This is a genomic window from Pseudomonas sp. BBP2017 (assembly GCF_003024385.1).
Classification (GTDB): Bacteria; Pseudomonadota; Gammaproteobacteria; order Pseudomonadales; family Pseudomonadaceae; genus Aquipseudomonas.
This window is the reverse complement of record NZ_PVZN01000002.1, coordinates 309,709-326,462: the sequence shown is the minus strand read 5'-3', so window position 1 is coordinate 326,462 and position 16,754 is coordinate 309,709. Positions and strand designations below refer to the sequence as shown.

15 protein-coding genes are annotated in these 16,754 nt (G+C 60.6%); 5 read left to right on the top strand and 10 right to left on the bottom strand.

Annotated elements, in window-relative coordinates; genetic code table 11:
• Positions 1 to 38 precede the first annotated feature (38 nt).
• The 6 genes from C6382_RS04280 to C6382_RS04255 form a co-directional block, all read right to left on the bottom strand.
• Positions 39 to 2,294 (bottom strand): ATP-binding protein, encoded by a 2,256-nt coding sequence (locus C6382_RS04280; protein ID WP_107023295.1) that lies wholly within the window; start codon positions 2,292 to 2,294, stop codon positions 39 to 41.
• Positions 2,291 to 3,064 (bottom strand): ABC transporter substrate-binding protein, encoded by a 774-nt coding sequence (locus C6382_RS04275; protein ID WP_107023294.1) that lies wholly within the window; start codon positions 3,062 to 3,064, stop codon positions 2,291 to 2,293. The genes C6382_RS04280 and C6382_RS04275 overlap by 4 nt, the downstream gene beginning before the upstream one ends.
• A gap of 5 nt (positions 3,065 to 3,069) precedes the next feature.
• Positions 3,070 to 3,786: a response regulator gene (locus C6382_RS04270; protein WP_107023293.1), complete on the bottom strand. Its 717-nt coding sequence runs from the start codon at positions 3,784 to 3,786 to the stop codon at positions 3,070 to 3,072.
• 69 nt (positions 3,787 to 3,855) lie between these two features.
• The gene (locus C6382_RS04265) at positions 3,856 to 4,500 is read right to left on the bottom strand and encodes a TetR family transcriptional regulator C-terminal domain-containing protein (RefSeq protein WP_107023292.1); all 645 of its coding nucleotides are present in this window, start codon (positions 4,498 to 4,500) and stop codon (positions 3,856 to 3,858) included.
• A gap of 55 nt (positions 4,501 to 4,555) precedes the next feature.
• The gene (locus tag C6382_RS04260) at positions 4,556 to 5,317 is read right to left on the bottom strand and encodes a class II aldolase/adducin family protein (protein WP_107023291.1); all 762 of its coding nucleotides are present in this window, start codon (positions 5,315 to 5,317) and stop codon (positions 4,556 to 4,558) included.
• Between the two features lie 72 nt (positions 5,318 to 5,389).
• Positions 5,390 to 6,430 carry an ABC transporter substrate-binding protein gene (locus tag C6382_RS04255; protein WP_107023290.1) on the bottom strand — a complete coding sequence of 347 codons (1,041 nt, stop codon included), beginning with the start codon at positions 6,428 to 6,430 and terminating at the stop codon, positions 5,390 to 5,392.
• 184 nt (positions 6,431 to 6,614) lie between these two features.
• On the opposite strand from C6382_RS04255, the gene C6382_RS04250 reads away from it, so the two are divergent.
• The 4 genes from C6382_RS04250 (at position 6,615) to C6382_RS04235 (ending at position 10,804) form a co-directional block, all read left to right on the top strand.
• Entirely contained in the window at positions 6,615 to 8,564 is a 1,950-nt protein-coding gene (locus tag C6382_RS04250) for an FAD-dependent oxidoreductase (protein ID WP_107023289.1), read from the top strand.
• A 65-nt stretch (positions 8,565 to 8,629) separates the two neighbouring features.
• Complete coding sequence (locus tag C6382_RS04245; RefSeq protein ID WP_178082749.1) at positions 8,630 to 9,226, top strand: cupin domain-containing protein; 597 nt, start codon at positions 8,630 to 8,632, stop codon at positions 9,224 to 9,226.
• Between the two features lie 29 nt (positions 9,227 to 9,255).
• Entirely contained in the window at positions 9,256 to 10,002 is a 747-nt protein-coding gene (locus C6382_RS04240; RefSeq protein ID WP_107023287.1) for an enoyl-CoA hydratase, read from the top strand.
• Positions 10,003 to 10,126: 124 nt separating this feature from the next.
• Complete coding sequence (locus tag C6382_RS04235) at positions 10,127 to 10,804, top strand: DUF3313 domain-containing protein (RefSeq protein ID WP_107023286.1); 678 nt, start codon at positions 10,127 to 10,129, stop codon at positions 10,802 to 10,804.
• Here C6382_RS04235 and C6382_RS04230 read toward each other — a convergent pair.
• From C6382_RS04230 to C6382_RS04220, 3 genes are all read right to left on the bottom strand, one after another.
• Entirely contained in the window at positions 10,801 to 11,208 is a 408-nt protein-coding gene (locus tag C6382_RS04230) for an OsmC family protein (protein ID WP_107023285.1), read from the bottom strand. The genes C6382_RS04235 and C6382_RS04230 overlap by 4 nt on opposite strands.
• A gap of 143 nt (positions 11,209 to 11,351) precedes the next feature.
• Positions 11,352 to 12,650: a serine/threonine transporter gene (locus C6382_RS04225; RefSeq protein ID WP_107023284.1), complete on the bottom strand. Its 1,299-nt coding sequence runs from the start codon at positions 12,648 to 12,650 to the stop codon at positions 11,352 to 11,354.
• Positions 12,651 to 12,710: 60 nt separating this feature from the next.
• Complete coding sequence (locus tag C6382_RS04220) at positions 12,711 to 14,087, bottom strand: L-serine ammonia-lyase (RefSeq protein WP_107023283.1); 1,377 nt, start codon at positions 14,085 to 14,087, stop codon at positions 12,711 to 12,713.
• Between the two features lie 147 nt (positions 14,088 to 14,234).
• Between C6382_RS04220 and C6382_RS04215 the strand changes: the two genes are divergently transcribed.
• Positions 14,235 to 15,176, top strand: a complete 942-nt coding sequence (locus tag C6382_RS04215; protein WP_107023282.1) for a LysR substrate-binding domain-containing protein — start codon at positions 14,235 to 14,237, stop codon at positions 15,174 to 15,176.
• Here the strand turns inward: C6382_RS04215 and C6382_RS04210 are convergent.
• The gene (locus C6382_RS04210; RefSeq protein ID WP_107023281.1) at positions 15,173 to 16,591 is read right to left on the bottom strand and encodes an undecaprenyl-phosphate glucose phosphotransferase; all 1,419 of its coding nucleotides are present in this window, start codon (positions 16,589 to 16,591) and stop codon (positions 15,173 to 15,175) included. The genes C6382_RS04215 and C6382_RS04210 overlap by 4 nt on opposite strands.
• Positions 16,592 to 16,754: the final 163 nt, after the last annotated feature.

Here is a 16,754-nt window from a genome sequence, read left to right as displayed (position 1 = left end):
AAGATCGAAGATGTAAAAAGTCGTAAGTTATTTGTACATCAATGCTGCAGCCAGCGTTCCAGGGTCTGTTGCGCATGCTGGGTTTTCACCTGCAGCGGCCCCTGCAAGCGCTCGACGGCCTTGATATCGCGGGCCATCGCCGCTTCTTCAAGGCTGCGCAGCACACGGGCCAGGCCAGAGAAACCGAGGGAGTCGCTGCTGCCGGCCAAGCGATGAGCCAGGTGGACAATTTCGGTACAGTCGCGCGCCGCTATGGCCTCGGCCAAGGCGCTGCGGTGCTGGACAATCAGCGTCTGCAAGACCTCCAGCAACCCCTGCACTTTCTGTTCGCCCAGCAATTGGCGATGGGTTTGCAGCAGTGAGTGGTCAAGGTCCGAGTCATCCGCCAAGTCCTCCGCCAACGGCCGCTGCGCAGCCAACGCCTGGCGCAGACTTTCCAGCTTCAAGGGCTTGGCCAGCACGCCATCCATACCTGCTTCGAGAAAGCCCTGTACCAATGCCGGCTGGACACTGGCGGTCAGCGCCAGAATCCGCGTGTGTCGGTTCAACCCAGGGGTGTTGCGAATCTGCCGACACAGCTCAACGCCGCTGATACCGGGCAAATGCACATCGAGCAGGATCAGGTCGAAACGCCGCTCGCTGCACAGCGCCATGCCCTGCCCGGCCTCCTCGGCCAGCCACACCCGGTGGCCATCACGCTTGAGCAAGCCCTGGACCACTTCACGATTCAACGCCACATCCTCGACCACGAGGATCTCCAGAGCAGCGACCGCCTGCGTTGCTGGCACGGCCTGGGTTGCCTGCTGCCCCGGCGCCAGGCGCAGGTCGAACCAGAAGCAACTGCCCTGCCCCTCGACGCTTTGCACACCGATACGGCCGCCCAGCTGCTCCACCAGATGCTTACTGATCGCCAGCCCCAGGCCGGTTCCGCCATAGCGCCGCGCCACAGCTTCGCTGGCCTGGGTGAAACGGTCGAAAATTTTCGCCTGCAGCGCCTCGGCAATGCCAATGCCGTTATCGGTCACACTAACCCGCACCTGCTGTTGGCCGTCGTGCTCAGCCTGCACCTGGACCTGCACACTGACCTGCCCGCCTTCGGTAAATTTGATCGCATTGGCCAGCAAGTTACTCAGCACCTGACGCAGGAACTGCTCGGCGCCCTGCTGGCGTTCGGCTAACTGCGGATCAATGCGACACTCCAGGGTGCTGCCGTTGGCCAAGGCCTTGGGCTCAAGCAGGGTGATGACCTCATCGCACAGTTGGCGCAGGGAAAAATCCACGGCTTCGGGGCGACTTTCGCCTTCTTCCAGCCGGGCGAAGTACAACACTTCGTTGAGGATGCTCAGCAGGCCTTCACCGGCTTTGTACAAGGCCTCCAGCCGTTTACCGTCCTGCGCCTGCAACCCAGCACCGCGCAGCAGTTCGGCCATGCCGAGAATGCCGTTCAGCGGTGTGCGTAGCTCATGACTCATGGTCGCCAGGAAGCGCGATTTAGCCAGGTTCGCCGCTTCCGCCTCATCCTTGGCACGCATCAGGCTGGCGGTGCGCCGCTCGACCATTTTTTGCAGTTCGTCGCGTTTGTCCTGCAAGGCCAGGCGATCCACTTCTCGGCGTTCGATATCGCTGAGGATTGCCCGGCGCATGTCGTCCAGGGCATGAGCCACGGTGTCGATCTCATCCAAACGGGCTGAGCGGCGCTTTTGCAGGCGCAGTGGCTCCTGCCAGTCACCGGCGCCAATGCGCCGGGCGAATTCGGCCATGACCTGCAGATGGCGAGTCACCAGACGATAGAACAGGCCCGACAACGCCACCGCCAGGCCGCAGAGGAACACGCTCATCCACAACAGGCTGGTCAGCCCGGTGGCGAAAAGTCGCCGATGCACCGCGCCCAGGTCGATGCTGACCTCAAGCTCACCGAGATGGCGCAACGGCCCGGACGGTGGCTGGTAGTCAAGGGCAAAGCGCTCAATGCGCAACGGCCCCGCCGGGTTGGCGTCCCCCTGCAGCACGTTGAAGTCGGCACTGCTCAGCCGCACCCGAGCGACATCGGAAAAGTCCACCAGGCCGCGCAATTGCACGCTGATCTGCTCCTGGTTAAGGTCCCAGAGACTGCGTTCAAGGCTGGCCAGGTAGCCAACCCGGATCAGCGCCATGCGCGCATCGATATCGCGCATTTCCCGGCGGTATTCAAAGTACAGCTGCACGGTACTGGCCAGCACCGTGAAGCACAGGCTGAACAACAGGATGAACAGCAACAACCGGCGCAACAGGCCGTCAGCATGCAGGCGGATCATCGCGCGTCTGCCGGCAGGTTGGTCATGTCGCGGTAGGTCACTTCGCTCTGGTGCAGCCAGCGCTCGATCTCGCCGGCGTCGGTCATGCGCTGCAACTGCTCATCGATTTGCGCCATGTGCTGACTCAATTTTGAGTGACGCGAGACGGCGACACGCAGGTAGTCCACGCTAAGCGCCGCCGGCAACGCCTGGATATCCTCGGCACCGGCCAGGTGTTCGATGAACAATTGGCCGGTGCGGCGCTCCTGAATAACGAAGTCGATGCGCCCGCGAATCAGCTTGCCGAAGTTCTGCTGGCTGGACGACACCCATTCGATGTTCTGGTGTTTCGCCACAAACTGGTCGAACTGCGGACCGTAGCTTTCACCAAACATCAGGCCACCACGATAGCCGGCCAGGTCTTGCAGGCGCTCAAATTTCACTGGCCGTTGGCGATTGACGAACACCGCCACTTCTTCGCGCAACACCGGCACGCTGGAGAAACGCATGCCCTGGTCGCGCTGGTCACTGTTGTAGGCCAGCACCACGTCCACCCGGCCTTCAGCGGCGTCCAGCAGACAGCGCTTCCAATTGCCCAGCACGACCATCTCGACCTCGTAGCCCAGGCGCCCGAACAACTCGCGCACAACGGTGGGCGCCAGGCCACGCACTTGTTTGCCGTCACTCCAGGACACCGGCGGATACACCGGGTAGTCGCAATAGCGGATGCGCTCGCCAGCCTGCAGCAGCGGGGTCAGTATCAACAATAGCAACCCCAGCCAGCGCAGCATGGCGATCAGGCCGCCACGCTGGCGGTAAACAGGTAACCGGCACCGTGGATGGTGATGATCAGCTGCGGTTCGGCCGGGTCGTCGTGCAGCTTGCGTCGCAAGCGACCGACCAGCACGTCGATGGAACGGTCATTGGGCACCCATTCACGGTTGCGGATCTGATCCATCAACTGGTCGCGGCTCAAGGTGTGGCCACTGTTGCGCAGGAACACACTGAGCAACTGGAACTCACCATGGGTCAGCAGGGTTTCGCCGCCCTGCGGGTCGATCAGGCGGCGGCGGTCGGTGTCCAGCGCCCAGTCGGCGAACTGTTTGAGCGCCTGGGTACTGGTCGCTGCCGGCTTCGAGGCCTGGGCATGGCGCACACGGCGTATCAGGTTTTTCGCCCGGGACACCAGTTCGCGCGGATTAAGCGGTTTGATCACATAATCGTCAGCGCCACACTCCAGGCCAACGATACGGTCGATGTCGTCGTTGCGCCCGGTAATGAGGATGATGCCGACTTCCGAGCGCACCCGCAGCTCGCGGGTCAGGGTCAGGCCGTCCTTGCCCGGCAGGCGGATGTCGAGCATCACCAGATCGACGCTGTGGCTGGCCAGAAAACTGTCGGCCTGCTCGGCGGTTTCAGCGCAGTGGACGTCGTAGCCTTCCTGGGACAGGTAGGCGTGCAGCAAGTCGCGAATCAGCGGATCGTCGTCGACGATCAGTACCCGAGGCGTCATTGCGTGTTGTCTCTTATAGTCGTTGTTATGTCACTCGCGACAGCAGCCTACCGATTACTGAACAACCGATCAACAGCCCTCGGTCAGGGTAAAGCGTCGGCGTCCACCCGCTTGCAGACCATCGACCCAGGCCTCACAGATCTGCACACCCTGCTCCGGCGTAAAGGTCCCGGGATTGAGCCCGGATTCCAGCCACAAGCCGTCGAGCAAGGCGCTGAGGCTGATGGCAGCGAGGTCGGCATCGAAGGCCGGCCAGCCCTCCTCCCGCGCCAGCTCACTCAGCAGCCGGCCCAGTTCATTGCGGTACTCACCATAGGAGTGTTCGTGTACCTGGTTGATGGCTTCGGCGGTCTTCACCGCGCCCCAGAACGCCAGCCAGGCATCGAGTAGTTGCGGGTCGAGCAGTTCGGCGCAGAACGAGGCGCGAAAGAACGCCGATAGCCGCTCGCGGGCATTGGGTGCGGCCTGGGCCATGGCTTCGCGGATCAGGCCCATGACCCGCCCGGTGACCGCCATGTAAGCTTCGGCTACCAGTTCATCCTTGCCCGAATAGTGGTGACTGATCAGCCCCACCGATACCCCTGCCTCGGCCGATATCTTGCGAATCGAAGCGCCCTGGAAGCCGTGCCGTTTCAGACACACCAGCGTTGCTTCGACCAGGTTGGCCTTGCGCAACTCCGGGACCATACGGCTATAACGGGCTTCTTGGGTCATGGGCGGTTCTCATGGCGTGCGGGGTCTTGTTGAACAACTGTACAACAAGTCTGGCTCAGTCGCGATAATCCGGCGCCACTCTCTGCACCAGGCGCAACAATGCCGCCCACGCCAACTGCATCCCGTCCGGGTCACTCAGCTCGCCTTCCTTCAACGCTCGAGCCGGCTCGTTGAACTGGCGCTCGGTATGCGCGCAGACCGCATCCGGCGGCAATACGATCTCACCGGCCGCTTGCGCCACCAGCTGGATTTCGCAGGCTTTCTCCAGGTAATACATGCGCAGGAACGCCTGGCTAACGGTCTCACCCACGGTCAGCAAGCCATGGTTACGCAGCATCAACACCGGTTTGTCGCCAAGGTCAGCGACCAGGCGCTGCTGCTCGTCCATGTCCAGCGCCACCCCTTCATAGTCGTGGTAAGCGACCTTGCCGTAGAACTCCATGGAGATCTGGTTGACCGGCAGCAACCCGCACTTGAGCGCAGCCACGGCGCAACCGGCCTTGGTATGGGTGTGCAGCACGCACTGGGCATCTTCACGAGCGCCGTGAATGGCGCTGTGGATCACGAAGCCTGCAGGATTGACCCGCAATGGCGAAGGCTCCACAGCATTGCCTTGCAGGTCAATCTTCACCAGGTTGGAGGCGGTGATTTCATCGAACATCAACCCGTAGGGATTGATCAGAAAGTGATGCTCGGGGCCGGGAATACGCACCGAGATATGGGTGAAGATCAGATCGGTCATGCGAAAGTGCGCGATCAGCCGGTAGCAGGCAGCCAGCTCCTGGCGCAAGCGCAATTCGGTATCAGTCGGATTCATTTTTATTGTTCTCAGGCAAATGGCCGGCCAGACAATAGGGCTGGACACCCGGCGGTGTCCAGCCACCGGGAATTACTTGCTGGCCCAGGCGTTGAAGCGCTCTTCAAGTTCATCGCCGTGATCGACCCAGAACTCGACGTTCATCGCCAAGGCGCCTTCGAGGTTCTGTTTCGAAGTCGGCACCCAACTGGCCAGCTTGGGATTGAGCTGCGCAGCCGCCTCGGTGTTGGTCGGGCCGTAGGGGATCTGATTGACGTAACGCACCTGGGTGTCAGGCTGGTTGGCAAAGGCAATCAAGCGCTTGGCCTGGTCGACATGCTTGGAACCTTTGATGATCGCCCAGTAATCCATGCCGTACAGGCTGCCTGGCCATACCACCGCCAGTGGGCTGCCCTCTTGTGCAGCGACAGCGATCCGACCGCTGTAGGTCGAGGTCATCACCACGTCGCCGGCGCTGAGCCATTGCGCCGGTTGTGCACCGGCCTCCCACCACTGGATGTAAGGCTTTAGTTCGGTGAGTTTGGCAAAGGCCCGGTCGACACCTTGCGGGGTCGCCAGCACCTTGTAGACGTCTTCGGCTTTGACGCCGTCCGCCATCAATGCAAATTCCAGGTTGTACACCGCACGCTTGCGCAGGCCACGCTTGCCGGGAATCTTCTGCACGTTCCAGAAATCGGCCCATGACGCCGGTGCCTGGGCCAGTTTGTTGCGGTCGTAGGCAATCGCCACGCTCCATACCAGCACCGCAGATCCACATTCCTGAGCGGCGTCGGGAATCAACTGCTCGGCGCGGCCGAGCCGGGTCCAGTCGAGGCGTTCATACATGCCCTCCTCGCAGCCGCGCATCAAATCCGGGGCCTCGATCATCACCAGGTCCCAGTCGACGTTGCCGGTATCGACCATTACCTTGATCCGGGCCATTTCGCCGTTGTATTCACTCTGGATCAGTTTGCTGCCGTCCTGGGCACTGAAAGGCTGGAAGATCGCCGCATCCTGGGCTTTCTGACCGGCGCCGCCGTAGGCGACGACCACCATGTCCGGTGCTGCCTGAGCGCTGCCAAGGCCAAGGGCAAGCAGCCAGGGCGAGAGTTTGAGCAGGTTCTTCGCTTTCATTCGTGGTTCCTCATGCTGGTACCACGCCAGGCGCGGTCCGTTTTCTTGTTGTTGTGAGGTGTGCCCCAGGACTCGGGGTGAATCGAAAACTAGTCAACGGCAAGTAAAAAAACAAGTTGATTTTTTACTATCGGTACACTTCTATAGAAAAATAAAAACAACAACCCGCTGGAGCCTGCACCGCATGTCGACCTTCACGCACCTGTTCGAGCCGCTGCAAATCCGGGGCAAACGCCTGAAGAACCGCATCATGTCCAGCGGCCACGACACCTCGATCCCCACCGACAACCTGGTCAACGACCGGCTGATCGCCTACCACAAGGCCCGCGCCGAAGGTGGCGTCGGCCTGATCGTGCTGCAGGTGGCCGGCGTGCACGACAGTGCGCGCTACACCTCGCATGTGCTGATGGCCACCGACGACGCCTGCATCGAGGGTTACCGCCAGCTGGCCGAGACCTGCCACGCCCATGGCACCGTGGTGCTGTCGCAGATCTTTCACCCCGGCCGGGAAATCATGGAGTCCAGCGACGGTCTGCTGGCGGTGGCTTACTCTGCTTCGGCAGTGCCCAATGAACGCTTCCGGGTAATGCCACGGGCCCTCGACCAGGCGATGATCGACGAGATCGTGCAAGGCTATGCCGATGCCGCCCGACGCCTGCATCAGGCCGGACTCGATGGTGTCGAGGTGGTTGCCAGCCACGGCTATCTGCCAGCGCAATTCATCAACCCACGAGTCAACCGCCGCACCGATGGTTACAACGGCGAGCTTGAACAGCGCTTGCGCTTTTTGCGTGAAGTGATTGCGGCGGTACGCGCCGCCACCTCGCCGGCGTTCATCATCGGCCTGCGCATCAGCGCCGACGAGCGCGATGCCGAAGGCCTCACCGAGGACGAATCGCTGGCGGCGGTACAGGCCCTGCAATCGGTACTCGACTACGTACATATCGTCGCTGGCACCTCGGCCTCGCTCGGTGGCGCGGTGCATATCGTCCCGCCCATGGCCATCGAAGCGGCTTACCTGGCCCGCGAAGCCGGCACCTTCAAAGCCTGCCTGTCGGTTCCACTGTTCGTCACCGGACGGATCAATCAGCCGCAGGAAGCCGAACTGATCCTTGCCCGTGGCCAGGCCGACGTCTGCGGCATGACCCGCGCGCTGATCTGCGACCCCGAGATGCCCAACAAGACCGACAGCGGCCACGCCGAAGATGTGCGCGCGTGCATCGCCTGCAATCAGGCCTGTATCGGCCACTTTCATCGCGGCCTGCCGATCTCCTGCATCCAGCACCCGGAGACGGGGCGTGAACAGCAGTTCGGCCAGTTGCAAAAAGCACCGCTACGCAAGCGCATCATGGTCGCCGGTGGTGGCCCGGCCGGTATGAAAGCGGCTGCAGTGGCCGCTGCACGCGGGCATGAGGTGACCTTGTACGAGGCCAGCGCGCAACTGGGTGGCCAGGTGCTGCTGGCGCAATTGCTGCCGCGCCGTGCCGAATTCGGCGGCGCCAGCACCAACCTGCAACGTGAGATGCAGTTGGCTGGGGTCGAGGTGGTGCGCAACACCCGCGTCGATCGCGCCCTGGTGGAACGAGAACAGCCTGACCTGGTGATCGTCGCCACGGGGGCCGAACCTTACTGGCCGGCCTTCGAACGCGCCGGTGAGCTGCAGGTCGTCGATGCCTGGCAAGTGTTGCGCGACGAGGTCACACTCGGGCGTTCGGTGCTGGTAGTGGACTGGCGCTGCGACTGGATCGGCCCAGGCATCGCTGAACGCCTGGTGCGCGCCGGGCATCAAGTGCAGTTGGCGGTCAATGGTACCCACTGCGGCGAAAGCCTGCCGTTGTACGTGCGCGACCAGATGGCCGGTGAACTGCACAAACTCGGGATTGCCATCACCGCCTATGCCCGCCTCTACGGCTGCGATGACAACACCGTGTACCTGCAACACACCGCCAGCGGCGAACCGATGATCTTCGAGGGCATCGACACCCTGGTGTTGTGCCAGGGTCATCAGCCGGTCGACACCCTGGTGGACGAACTCAACGGTTTGGTGGAAGTAAAACGAATTGGCGATTGCCTGGCCCCACGCACCGCCGAAGAGGCCATTTACGAAGGATTGAAGGTCGCCTGGATGCTCTGAGCCTGTTTATACTCCGGGGCTTTGTAGCGTGCGGTTCGGAGCACCCCATGAGCAACAGCAGCAAGATGCCGCCCGCCGGCGCCGTTCCCAGCCAGGAAGGTGCTGCTGCCCCGCAGTTTCTTGGCACGCGTATTCGCGGCCTGCGCAAACGCCGGGGCATGACCCTGGCCGAGCTGGCCCAGCAGAGCGAGCTGACCGCTGGCTACATCAGCCAGCTGGAACGTAACCTGTCTTTTCCGTCGATTCCGGCGCTATTCAACATTGCCCGCAGCCTGGGCGTGACCATCCAGTGGTTCTTCGCCAGCGAAGCCAGCACCGACCCTGAAGACAACGGCTACGTGGTACGCAAAAACAGCCGCCTGAGTGTTCACTACGAAGATGGTATCGTTGACCAGTTGCTGAGCCCGCAGCCTAACCGCGAACTGGAAATGCTCCACTCGCGCTTTCCGCCGGGCACCTACAGCCAGCAAAGTTACAGCCATGAAGGCGAAGAAGCCGGATATCTGCTATCAGGCAGTTTCGAGCTGTGGGTGGGCGAGCGCCACTTCCGTCTCAACGAAGGCGACAGCTTCAGTTTTTCCAGCCAGGAACCGCACCGCTACGGTAACCCTGGTGAGGTCGATGCCGTGGTCATCTGGGTAATCACGCCACCGACCTTCTAAACCCAAGACAAGAACAATAAAGGCTTGCCATGACCGACCTGATTATTCGTGACCTTAACAACGGCTTGTTGACCTTGACCTTCAACCGCCCAGACAAGCTCAACGCCTTGAACAGCGCCATGTACAGCGCGCTTGGCGAGCTGCTGCTGGCGGCCAGCGATGACCCGCAGGTCGAGGTCATCGTCATCACCGGTGGCGCCCAGTGTTTCAGCGCCGGCAACGACCTCAAGGATTTTCTCGACAACCCGCCCGTCGACATGGACAGCCCGGTGTTTCGCCTGATGCGCATTGTCATGGCCCTGGACAAGCCACTGATTGCCGCCGTTTCCGGCGCCGCCATCGGGATTGGCACCACCCTGCTGCTGCATTGCGATCAGGTGCTGGTAAGCCGCACGGCCAAGCTGCGCATGCCCTTTGTGCCGCTGGGCTTGTGCCCGGAGTTTGGCTCCAGCCTTTTGTTGCCGCGCTTGCTGGGGCACGCCCGGGCTGCCCGGCTGCTGTTGTGCAATGAGCTGCTGAGCGGTGAGCAGGCCGTGCAATGGGGCCTGGCCAATGAGCTGCATGAGGATGGCGAGCAATGCCTGAGCGCCGCCCGGCAATTGGCGCAACGCCTGCAAAGCCTGCCGCAGGAAGCGTTGCGGGTCAGCAAGCGCTTGCTCAAGGATACGCACCGGACAGAACTGGAAGCCTGCGTGCGTCGCGAGGGCCTGCTGTTTATCGAGCGTCTGCATACGCCTGAGGCGAAGGCGGCGTTGCGGGCGTTGGTGAAGGATTGACCTGCACGCACCGATCGTACGGTGAAAATCCATGGGAGGCTCTGGCGCACAGGCCGGGAGCTGCTAGCTTTGTTGAGGATACCTCACAGGTGTCATCGCAATCATTGCCAAGGAACGAAAGCCAATGAAATCCGCACTACGTGCAACCTTACTCTGCTCTGCACTTATCGTACTGGCCGGTTGCGCCAGCTCCAGGGTCGACCCCAGCGAATATTCCGGATTTCTCAAAGACTACAGCCACCTGAAGGAGGCCGAGAGTATCTCCGGCGCACCGGTAATGCGTTGGATCTCCCCCAACTTCAAGGCCTCCAACTACAAACAGGTATACATCGAGCCCAGTCAGTTCTACCCCAAGCCGCAGCCCACGGACGTGATCTCCCCACAAACGCTGCAGCAAATCACCCACTACTACGACGCGGCGCTCAAGCGTGAGTTGGGAGCGGTCGTAGCGCTGGCCACAGGTCCGGGCCCGAATGTGCTGGTGGTGCGCCCGGCGATTACCGCAGTGGCAACCAGCAACGAAGGGCTCAGGCCTTACGAAGTGATCCCGATCGCCCTGCTGGCGGCAGCCGTCAACACCGCCGCCGGTGGTCGAGACCAGGATGTCGACATCGCCACCGAAGCGGCAATTCTCGACGGCGGCAACAACACGGTGCTGGCCCAGGTGGTGCGTAAAGGCGCCGGCAAGGAGCTTGAAAACGACACCACCAAGCTGACCGTGAAAGACGTCCAGCCGGTACTCGACGGCTGGGCCTCGGACATGCGCCGCAGCTTCGTCAAGTTCAGAAGCGAGTCGCGTTAGTCACTCAACTGACTGTCGATAGCAATGCTGCCGCTGAGCAGCTTGTGCAGCGGACAGGCGTTGGCCACACCCAGCAAACGCTCACGCTGGGCCGCATCGAGATCACCGTGCAGTTCAATGACACGCTTGATCTCGGTGCTCATCGGTACGGTTTTCTCTTCCTTGACGATATCGAGCTGCACATGCACATGCTGCAGCGGCCATTGCTTGCGCCGGGCGTACATTGACACAGTGATCGCGGTGCACGCCCCCAGCGCCGAGAGCAGCAACTGGTGGGGATTGGGGCCGGCGTCGCGGCCACCGAGCGCCTGGTTTTCATCCGCCAGCCACTGGTTCACACCCGCGGACAAGTTGACGGTATAGGGGATCTCACCCAGCTCGGCGTGAACGGTCGAATCGGTCATCTGCGGTGGCTTCCTTTGCGATGGTCAAGCCAAAAGGGCCTGACGCAAGTGTGCTCACACTAGCGTCAGGCCCTTCGCAGGGGAAGATGCAATCGCGGCCTGCAGTGTCCTGCGCTTAGAACAGCGGCGCAGCAACCTTCAGGTCAGGCGAAGAACGAGTAAAGAATCGCCGACAGGGTAATCAGGCCGATCAGCACGACGAAGACATTCGACACCTTGCCCGAATATTTGCGCAACGACGGCACCTTGTGGATGGCGTACATCGGCATCAGGAACAACAGGCAGGCGATAATTGGCCCGCCAAGGTTCTCGATCATCCCCAGGATGCTCGGATTGAGGGTGGCCACGGCCCAGCAGGTCAGCACCATGAACAGCGCGGTGAGTTGTTCCAGACGCTTGGCTGGCAGTTGCTTGCCGCGGCTGCGCAGACTTTTCACGATCATGCCCTGGAAACCTTCGCTGGCACCGATGTAGTGACCGAGGAACGATTTGGTGATCGCCACCAATGCAATCAACGGCGCGACAAAGGCAATGACCGGTGTCTGGAAGTGGTTGGCCAGGTACGAGAGGATCGAGATGTTCTGTTGCTTGGCCGCCGCAAGATCGGCCGGGCTCAGGGCCAGCACGCAGCTGAAGCAGAAGAACATCACCGTCAACACCATCATCACATGCGCACGGGCCAAGATACGACTGCTCTTCTGGTCGGCCTGTTCGCCGTAGCGGTGCTTTTGCTCAACGGCAAAGGCCGAGATGATCGGTGAATGGTTGAACGAGAAGACCATCACCGGGATCGCCAGCCACAGGGTCTTGAAGAACAGGTCCAGCGGCATGCCTGCGGACGCCTGGGCGAAGAACGCGCCGTTCCAGCTGGGGATCAGACTCAGGGCCAGCAACAGCAGTGCGGCAACAAAGGGATAGACCAACAGGCTCATGACCTTGACGATAATGCCCTGGCCGCTGCGCACCACGATCATCAGGCCACAGATCAACAGCAACGCCAGCAAGGCTCGCGGTGGCGGGGTCATGTGCAACTGGTGCTCCATGAAGCTGCCCAGGGTATTGGTCAGCGCCACGCTGTAGACCAGCAGGATGGGGAAAATGGCCAGGAAGTACAGCAAGGTGATCAGCTTGCCGGCGCCGACACCGAAGTGCTCTTCCACTACTTCAGTGATATCTTCACTGGCGCCGCGCTTGCCGGACAGCACAAAACGGGTCAGGCCACGGTGCGCGTAATAGGTCATCGGGAACGCCAACAGCGCCAGCACCAGCAGCGGCCAGAAGCCCCCTACCCCGGCGTTGATCGGCAGGAACAGGGTACCGGCGCCAATGGCGGTGCCGTACAGGCCCAGGACCCAGGTGGTGTCGTGGCGATTCCAGGTTTTGCTTTGCGCGGGCGCAGCCGTGCGCGCACCCAGGTGGGTGGTGGTGTTTACATCAGTCATCGATATTGCCTTGTAGTTGTTTTTGTTGCTTATGAATAACTTGCCCCGCGAGGGTCTAACTCAACACTCGACAAAAGCGACCGCCAGGCCGCCGCGCGAAGTCTCCTTGTAGTTGGCATGCATGTCGGCACCGGTATCGCGCATGGTGCGGATCACCCGGTCCAGGGAAATGAAATGCTCGCCATCACCGCGCAAAGCCATTTGCACAGCGTTGATGGCCTTGACCGCCGCGATGGCGTTGCGCTCGATACACGGCACCTGAACCAGACCGCCAACCGGGTCGCAGGTCAGGCCGAGGTTATGTTCAAGGGCGATTTCAGCAGCATTTTCCAGCTGCATCGGGGTCGCCCCAAGCACTTCGGCAAGACCTGCCGCCGCCATGGAACACGCCGAGCCCACCTCGCCCTGACAGCCCACTTCAGCACCGGAAATCGAGGCGTTCTTCTTGCACAGAATGCCCACAGCAGCAGCGCTGAGCAGAAAGTCGACAACATCGTTGTCGCAGGCATCAGGGTTGAACTTCATGTAGTAATGCAGCACCGCCGGAATAATCCCGGCAGCACCGTTGGTGGGCGCGGTGACCATACGTCCGCCCGCAGCGTTTTCTTCGTTGACCGCCAGGGCGAACAGGTTGACCCACTCCATGGCGCTCAATGTCGAGCCGATCACATTGGGCTTGCCCAGCTCCTGCAGGCTACGGTGCAGCTTGGCAGCGCGACGTTTGACCTTCAGCCCACCGGGCAGGATGCCTTCGTTACGCAGGCCGTTGTCGACGCACTCACGCATCGCCGCCCAAAGCTTGAGCAAGCCACTGCGCACCTCGGCCTCGGAGCGCCAGGCCAATTCGTTGGCCATCATCAACTCACTGACGCGCAACTGGTGCTGCTTGCATAACGCCAGGAGTTCAGCGGCGCTGTCGAAGTCGTAGGGCAACATGACCTGCTCGGCGCTGTCGCCGGCAGCGCCAATCTGCGCGGCCTCGACAATAAAACCACCGCCGACCGAATAGTAAGTCTGCTGCAGCAATGAACCGCTTGCGCTGCAGGCTTCCAGGGTCATGGCATTGGGGTGATACGGCAGGCTTTCGTCGAGCAGCAGCAAGTCGCGACTGCAATCGAAGGCAACGGCATGACGACCATCGAGCAGCAGCACCTGGCTGTCCTGCAACTGCGTGATGAGCGGCTCGATACGCTGCGGATCAATCTGGTCGGGCCACTCGCCCATCAACCCGAGCAAGGTGGCACGATCTGTAGCATGCCCCACTCCGGTGGCCGACAACGAGCCATACAGACGAACCTCTACCCGACTGACGTGCTCCAGCAGGCCCTGCTCACGCAGGGCCCGGGCAAAGGTCGCAGCCGCCCGCATCGGCCCCACGGTATGGGAACTGGAGGGCCCGATGCCAATCTTGAAAAGGTCGAAAACACTGATAGCCATGCTAATGCCTGCACGCTCAAGCGACAAATGTCACCCTGCGGCGCTATGAAAAAAATTTAAGGGTTTCACGAAGTTGCGCGATACTGCCCGGTCACCGTGGCATTGACCAACGAAAATTTCTAAGCAAGCCTTTAGCAGAACTAAACGATGAGACGGCAAATGAATGGCCAGATGTATGTCTGGTTGCACGTGTTTTGCTGCGCGGCACGGCACCTGTCGTTCACCCGCTGCGCCGAAGAACTGCACATCACCCCCGGCGCGGTGAGCCAGCAGATTCGTCAGTTGGAAGAGCGCCTGGGCTTTCGTCTGTTCCTGCGCCGCGCCCGTGGCGTGGAACTGAGCGCCGAGGGACAGCGCCTGGCACAGACGGTCAGTGAAGCCTACGGCAGCATCGACGCCGAATTGCTGCGCCTGGACGCTGGCGAAATCCGTGGCACCCTGCGCCTGCGTTCGATTCCCTCGTTTCTGGCCAAATGGTTGACTCCACGCCTGCCCCGCTTGCAGCAACGCTACCCGGATATCCAGTTGCGTCTGGTGGCCGAGGACAGCACTCAGGCTTTGCATGAAGGCGACTTCGACCTGGCCATCGACCTCAACGACGGCAGCTATCCAGGCATGCACTCAACGCCGCTGCTCGATGAGCAGATTTTCCCGGTGTGTTCACCGACCCTGCTGCGAGGCCGCCCGCCCCTGCACGGCCCAGCCGATCTTGCGCACTATCCATTGCTGCACGACATCACCGCCTGGCGGGGCAGTTCGGAATATGCCGAGTGGGAGTTCTATCTGGAAGGGATTGGTGCGGGCGGCCTGGACGTGCGCCGCGGGCACACCTTCAACCGCAACCACTTGACCATTGAAGCGGCGATTGCCGGTATTGGTGTTGCCATCGCACGGCGTACCCTGCTCAATGACGAACTGGAACGCGGCGCCCTGATCGTGCCGTTCGGCCTGCCGATCGCCAATCACAAGCGCTACGTGCTGCTCTACCCACCCGCTGGTCTGACGCATCCGAGCGCCCGGGCAGTGCATGACTGGCTGGTTGAGGAAGCTGAAAGCTTCCGGGCCTTACACGCCGCTGTAAGCCACTAGTAGGCATGCTTGCCTGTGAAGGCATTCAGCGTACGCACAAGAATCACAAAATCGAGCCAGAGCGACCAGTTGTTGATGTACTCGATGTCAGAGTCCACACGCTGGATCATTTGCTCGATGTCTTTGGTTTCACCTCTGAATCCACGGACCTGCGCCAGGCCTGTCATGCCGGGTTTGATATTGTGCCGGGCAAAGTAGTCGACGATGTCCTGAGAGTACAGAGTATCGTGTTGAAGCGCGTGTGGCCGTGGCCCCACCAGGGACATCTCGCCCATCAACACATTGAATAGCTGCGGCAACTCGTCCAGGCTGGTTCGACGGATAAAGGCGCCCACCCGGGTCAGCCTCACATCATTTTTCTGTGCTTGTTTGACAACGCCACCTTCCGCTTCATGGACAAACATGCTTCTGAATTTCCAGATGCGAAAAGACTCCCCGGTCCAGCCCATGCGCTCCTGCCTGAAAAACACCGGGCCCGGGCTGTCGAGCTTGATGGCAACGGCAATAGCCAGCAGCACGGGTGATGCAAACAGCAAGATAAGTGCTGCCAGGACTTTATCTTCCAGGTTCTTCAGGAACAGGCTCGTTCCCGTCAACGGTGTTTCAGACAAGGTCAGCACGGGAATGCCGGAAATTTCACGCACACTGTGATTGATCAAACGCAGTGAAAAGATGTCGGGCACCCAATTAACCGCAATGCACTTGTCGAGCAACTTCAAGTACACATCATTGATGACTGCAGACCCGCTTAGCGGCGTGACCAGATAGACAGTTCTGATCGCATGCTGCACGACGATTTCATCAAGATCGGAAACATGTCCCAATACTGACAAACGATTCTTTCCTTCTGCGTAATCGCCGTCATCCCCCTCACCGGTCAAGACACAGCCAACAATCCGCTCACCAAACCACGGGTTGTTACTTATTTTCTGATGCAGAAAATGAGCCAGGTCGCCGGCCCCGATAATCAGGGCATTTTCCAGGCGATAGGCGTGCGCAAAAAAGCGCTTTTGCACCTCGCGCACGGCGAAGTGCAGAAACAACTGAACAAAATAGCCGATGACAAATAGTTCACCCACCAGCAGGCGTGAATAACTCTCGCTCTGCTTGGTAAGAAATGCCATGACCACGAGAAAACAAAACGTGGCCGACCACGCTTTAAATAGTCTGAATGCCTTGATGGAAAGACCGACGTTGCTGCGGTAAATAGCGTAGTGGTCGTAAATGACGGCCAATGCACCAATCAACAGCAACATCATGATGACGTAGTCAGAGGTGATGTAACCGATCTGGTCATTGATCAGGTACCAGGCAACGCCGGTCACCGCAATTCCGTCGAGACCCGCCTGGATGGCGTTGCTGACACTGCTTCTTCGCTGGAGTAGGGAGCGGCTACTTCTGGGTTCGAAAACCATTGCTAGACCTCATCAATTGAGATACCACACGCTTTCCCAATATTTCCCAGCCCTGAAGAAGCTTGTGATATCACTGTAGCAGTACCAGGCTATCATCGCTGACTGAGTCATCCCTGCCGTTCATTTTGGCTGAATCAGACGATCCGCCGGGCAGAGGTTTTCC

Excerpts from the sequence above, each read along its gene's own strand:
- C6382_RS04270 (WP_107023293.1), bottom strand. The coding sequence starts at position 3,786 with ATGACGCCTCGGGTACTGATCGTCGACGACGATCCGCTGATTCGCGAC.
- C6382_RS04235 (WP_107023286.1), top strand. The coding sequence starts at position 10,127 with ATGAAATCCGCACTACGTGCAACCTTACTCTGCTCTGCACTTATCGTA.
- C6382_RS04210 (WP_107023281.1), bottom strand. The coding sequence starts at position 16,591 with ATGGTTTTCGAACCCAGAAGTAGCCGCTCCCTACTCCAGCGAAGAAGC.
- C6382_RS04230 (WP_107023285.1), bottom strand. The coding sequence starts at position 11,208 with ATGACCGATTCGACCGTTCACGCCGAGCTGGGTGAGATCCCCTATACC.
- C6382_RS04215 (WP_107023282.1), top strand. The coding sequence starts at position 14,235 with ATGAGACGGCAAATGAATGGCCAGATGTATGTCTGGTTGCACGTGTTT.
- C6382_RS04260 (WP_107023291.1), bottom strand. The coding sequence starts at position 5,317 with ATGAATCCGACTGATACCGAATTGCGCTTGCGCCAGGAGCTGGCTGCC.
- C6382_RS04255 (WP_107023290.1), bottom strand. The coding sequence starts at position 6,430 with ATGAAAGCGAAGAACCTGCTCAAACTCTCGCCCTGGCTGCTTGCCCTT.
- C6382_RS04240 (WP_107023287.1), top strand. The coding sequence starts at position 9,256 with ATGACCGACCTGATTATTCGTGACCTTAACAACGGCTTGTTGACCTTG.
- C6382_RS04245 (WP_178082749.1), top strand. The coding sequence starts at position 8,630 with ATGCCGCCCGCCGGCGCCGTTCCCAGCCAGGAAGGTGCTGCTGCCCCG.
- C6382_RS04250 (WP_107023289.1), top strand. The coding sequence starts at position 6,615 with ATGTCGACCTTCACGCACCTGTTCGAGCCGCTGCAAATCCGGGGCAAA.
- C6382_RS04280 (WP_107023295.1), bottom strand. The coding sequence starts at position 2,294 with ATGATCCGCCTGCATGCTGACGGCCTGTTGCGCCGGTTGTTGCTGTTC.
- C6382_RS04225 (WP_107023284.1), bottom strand. The coding sequence starts at position 12,650 with ATGACTGATGTAAACACCACCACCCACCTGGGTGCGCGCACGGCTGCG.
- C6382_RS04275 (WP_107023294.1), bottom strand. The coding sequence starts at position 3,064 with ATGCTGCGCTGGCTGGGGTTGCTATTGTTGATACTGACCCCGCTGCTG.
- C6382_RS04265 (WP_107023292.1), bottom strand. The coding sequence starts at position 4,500 with ATGACCCAAGAAGCCCGTTATAGCCGTATGGTCCCGGAGTTGCGCAAG.
- C6382_RS04220 (WP_107023283.1), bottom strand. The coding sequence starts at position 14,087 with ATGGCTATCAGTGTTTTCGACCTTTTCAAGATTGGCATCGGGCCCTCC.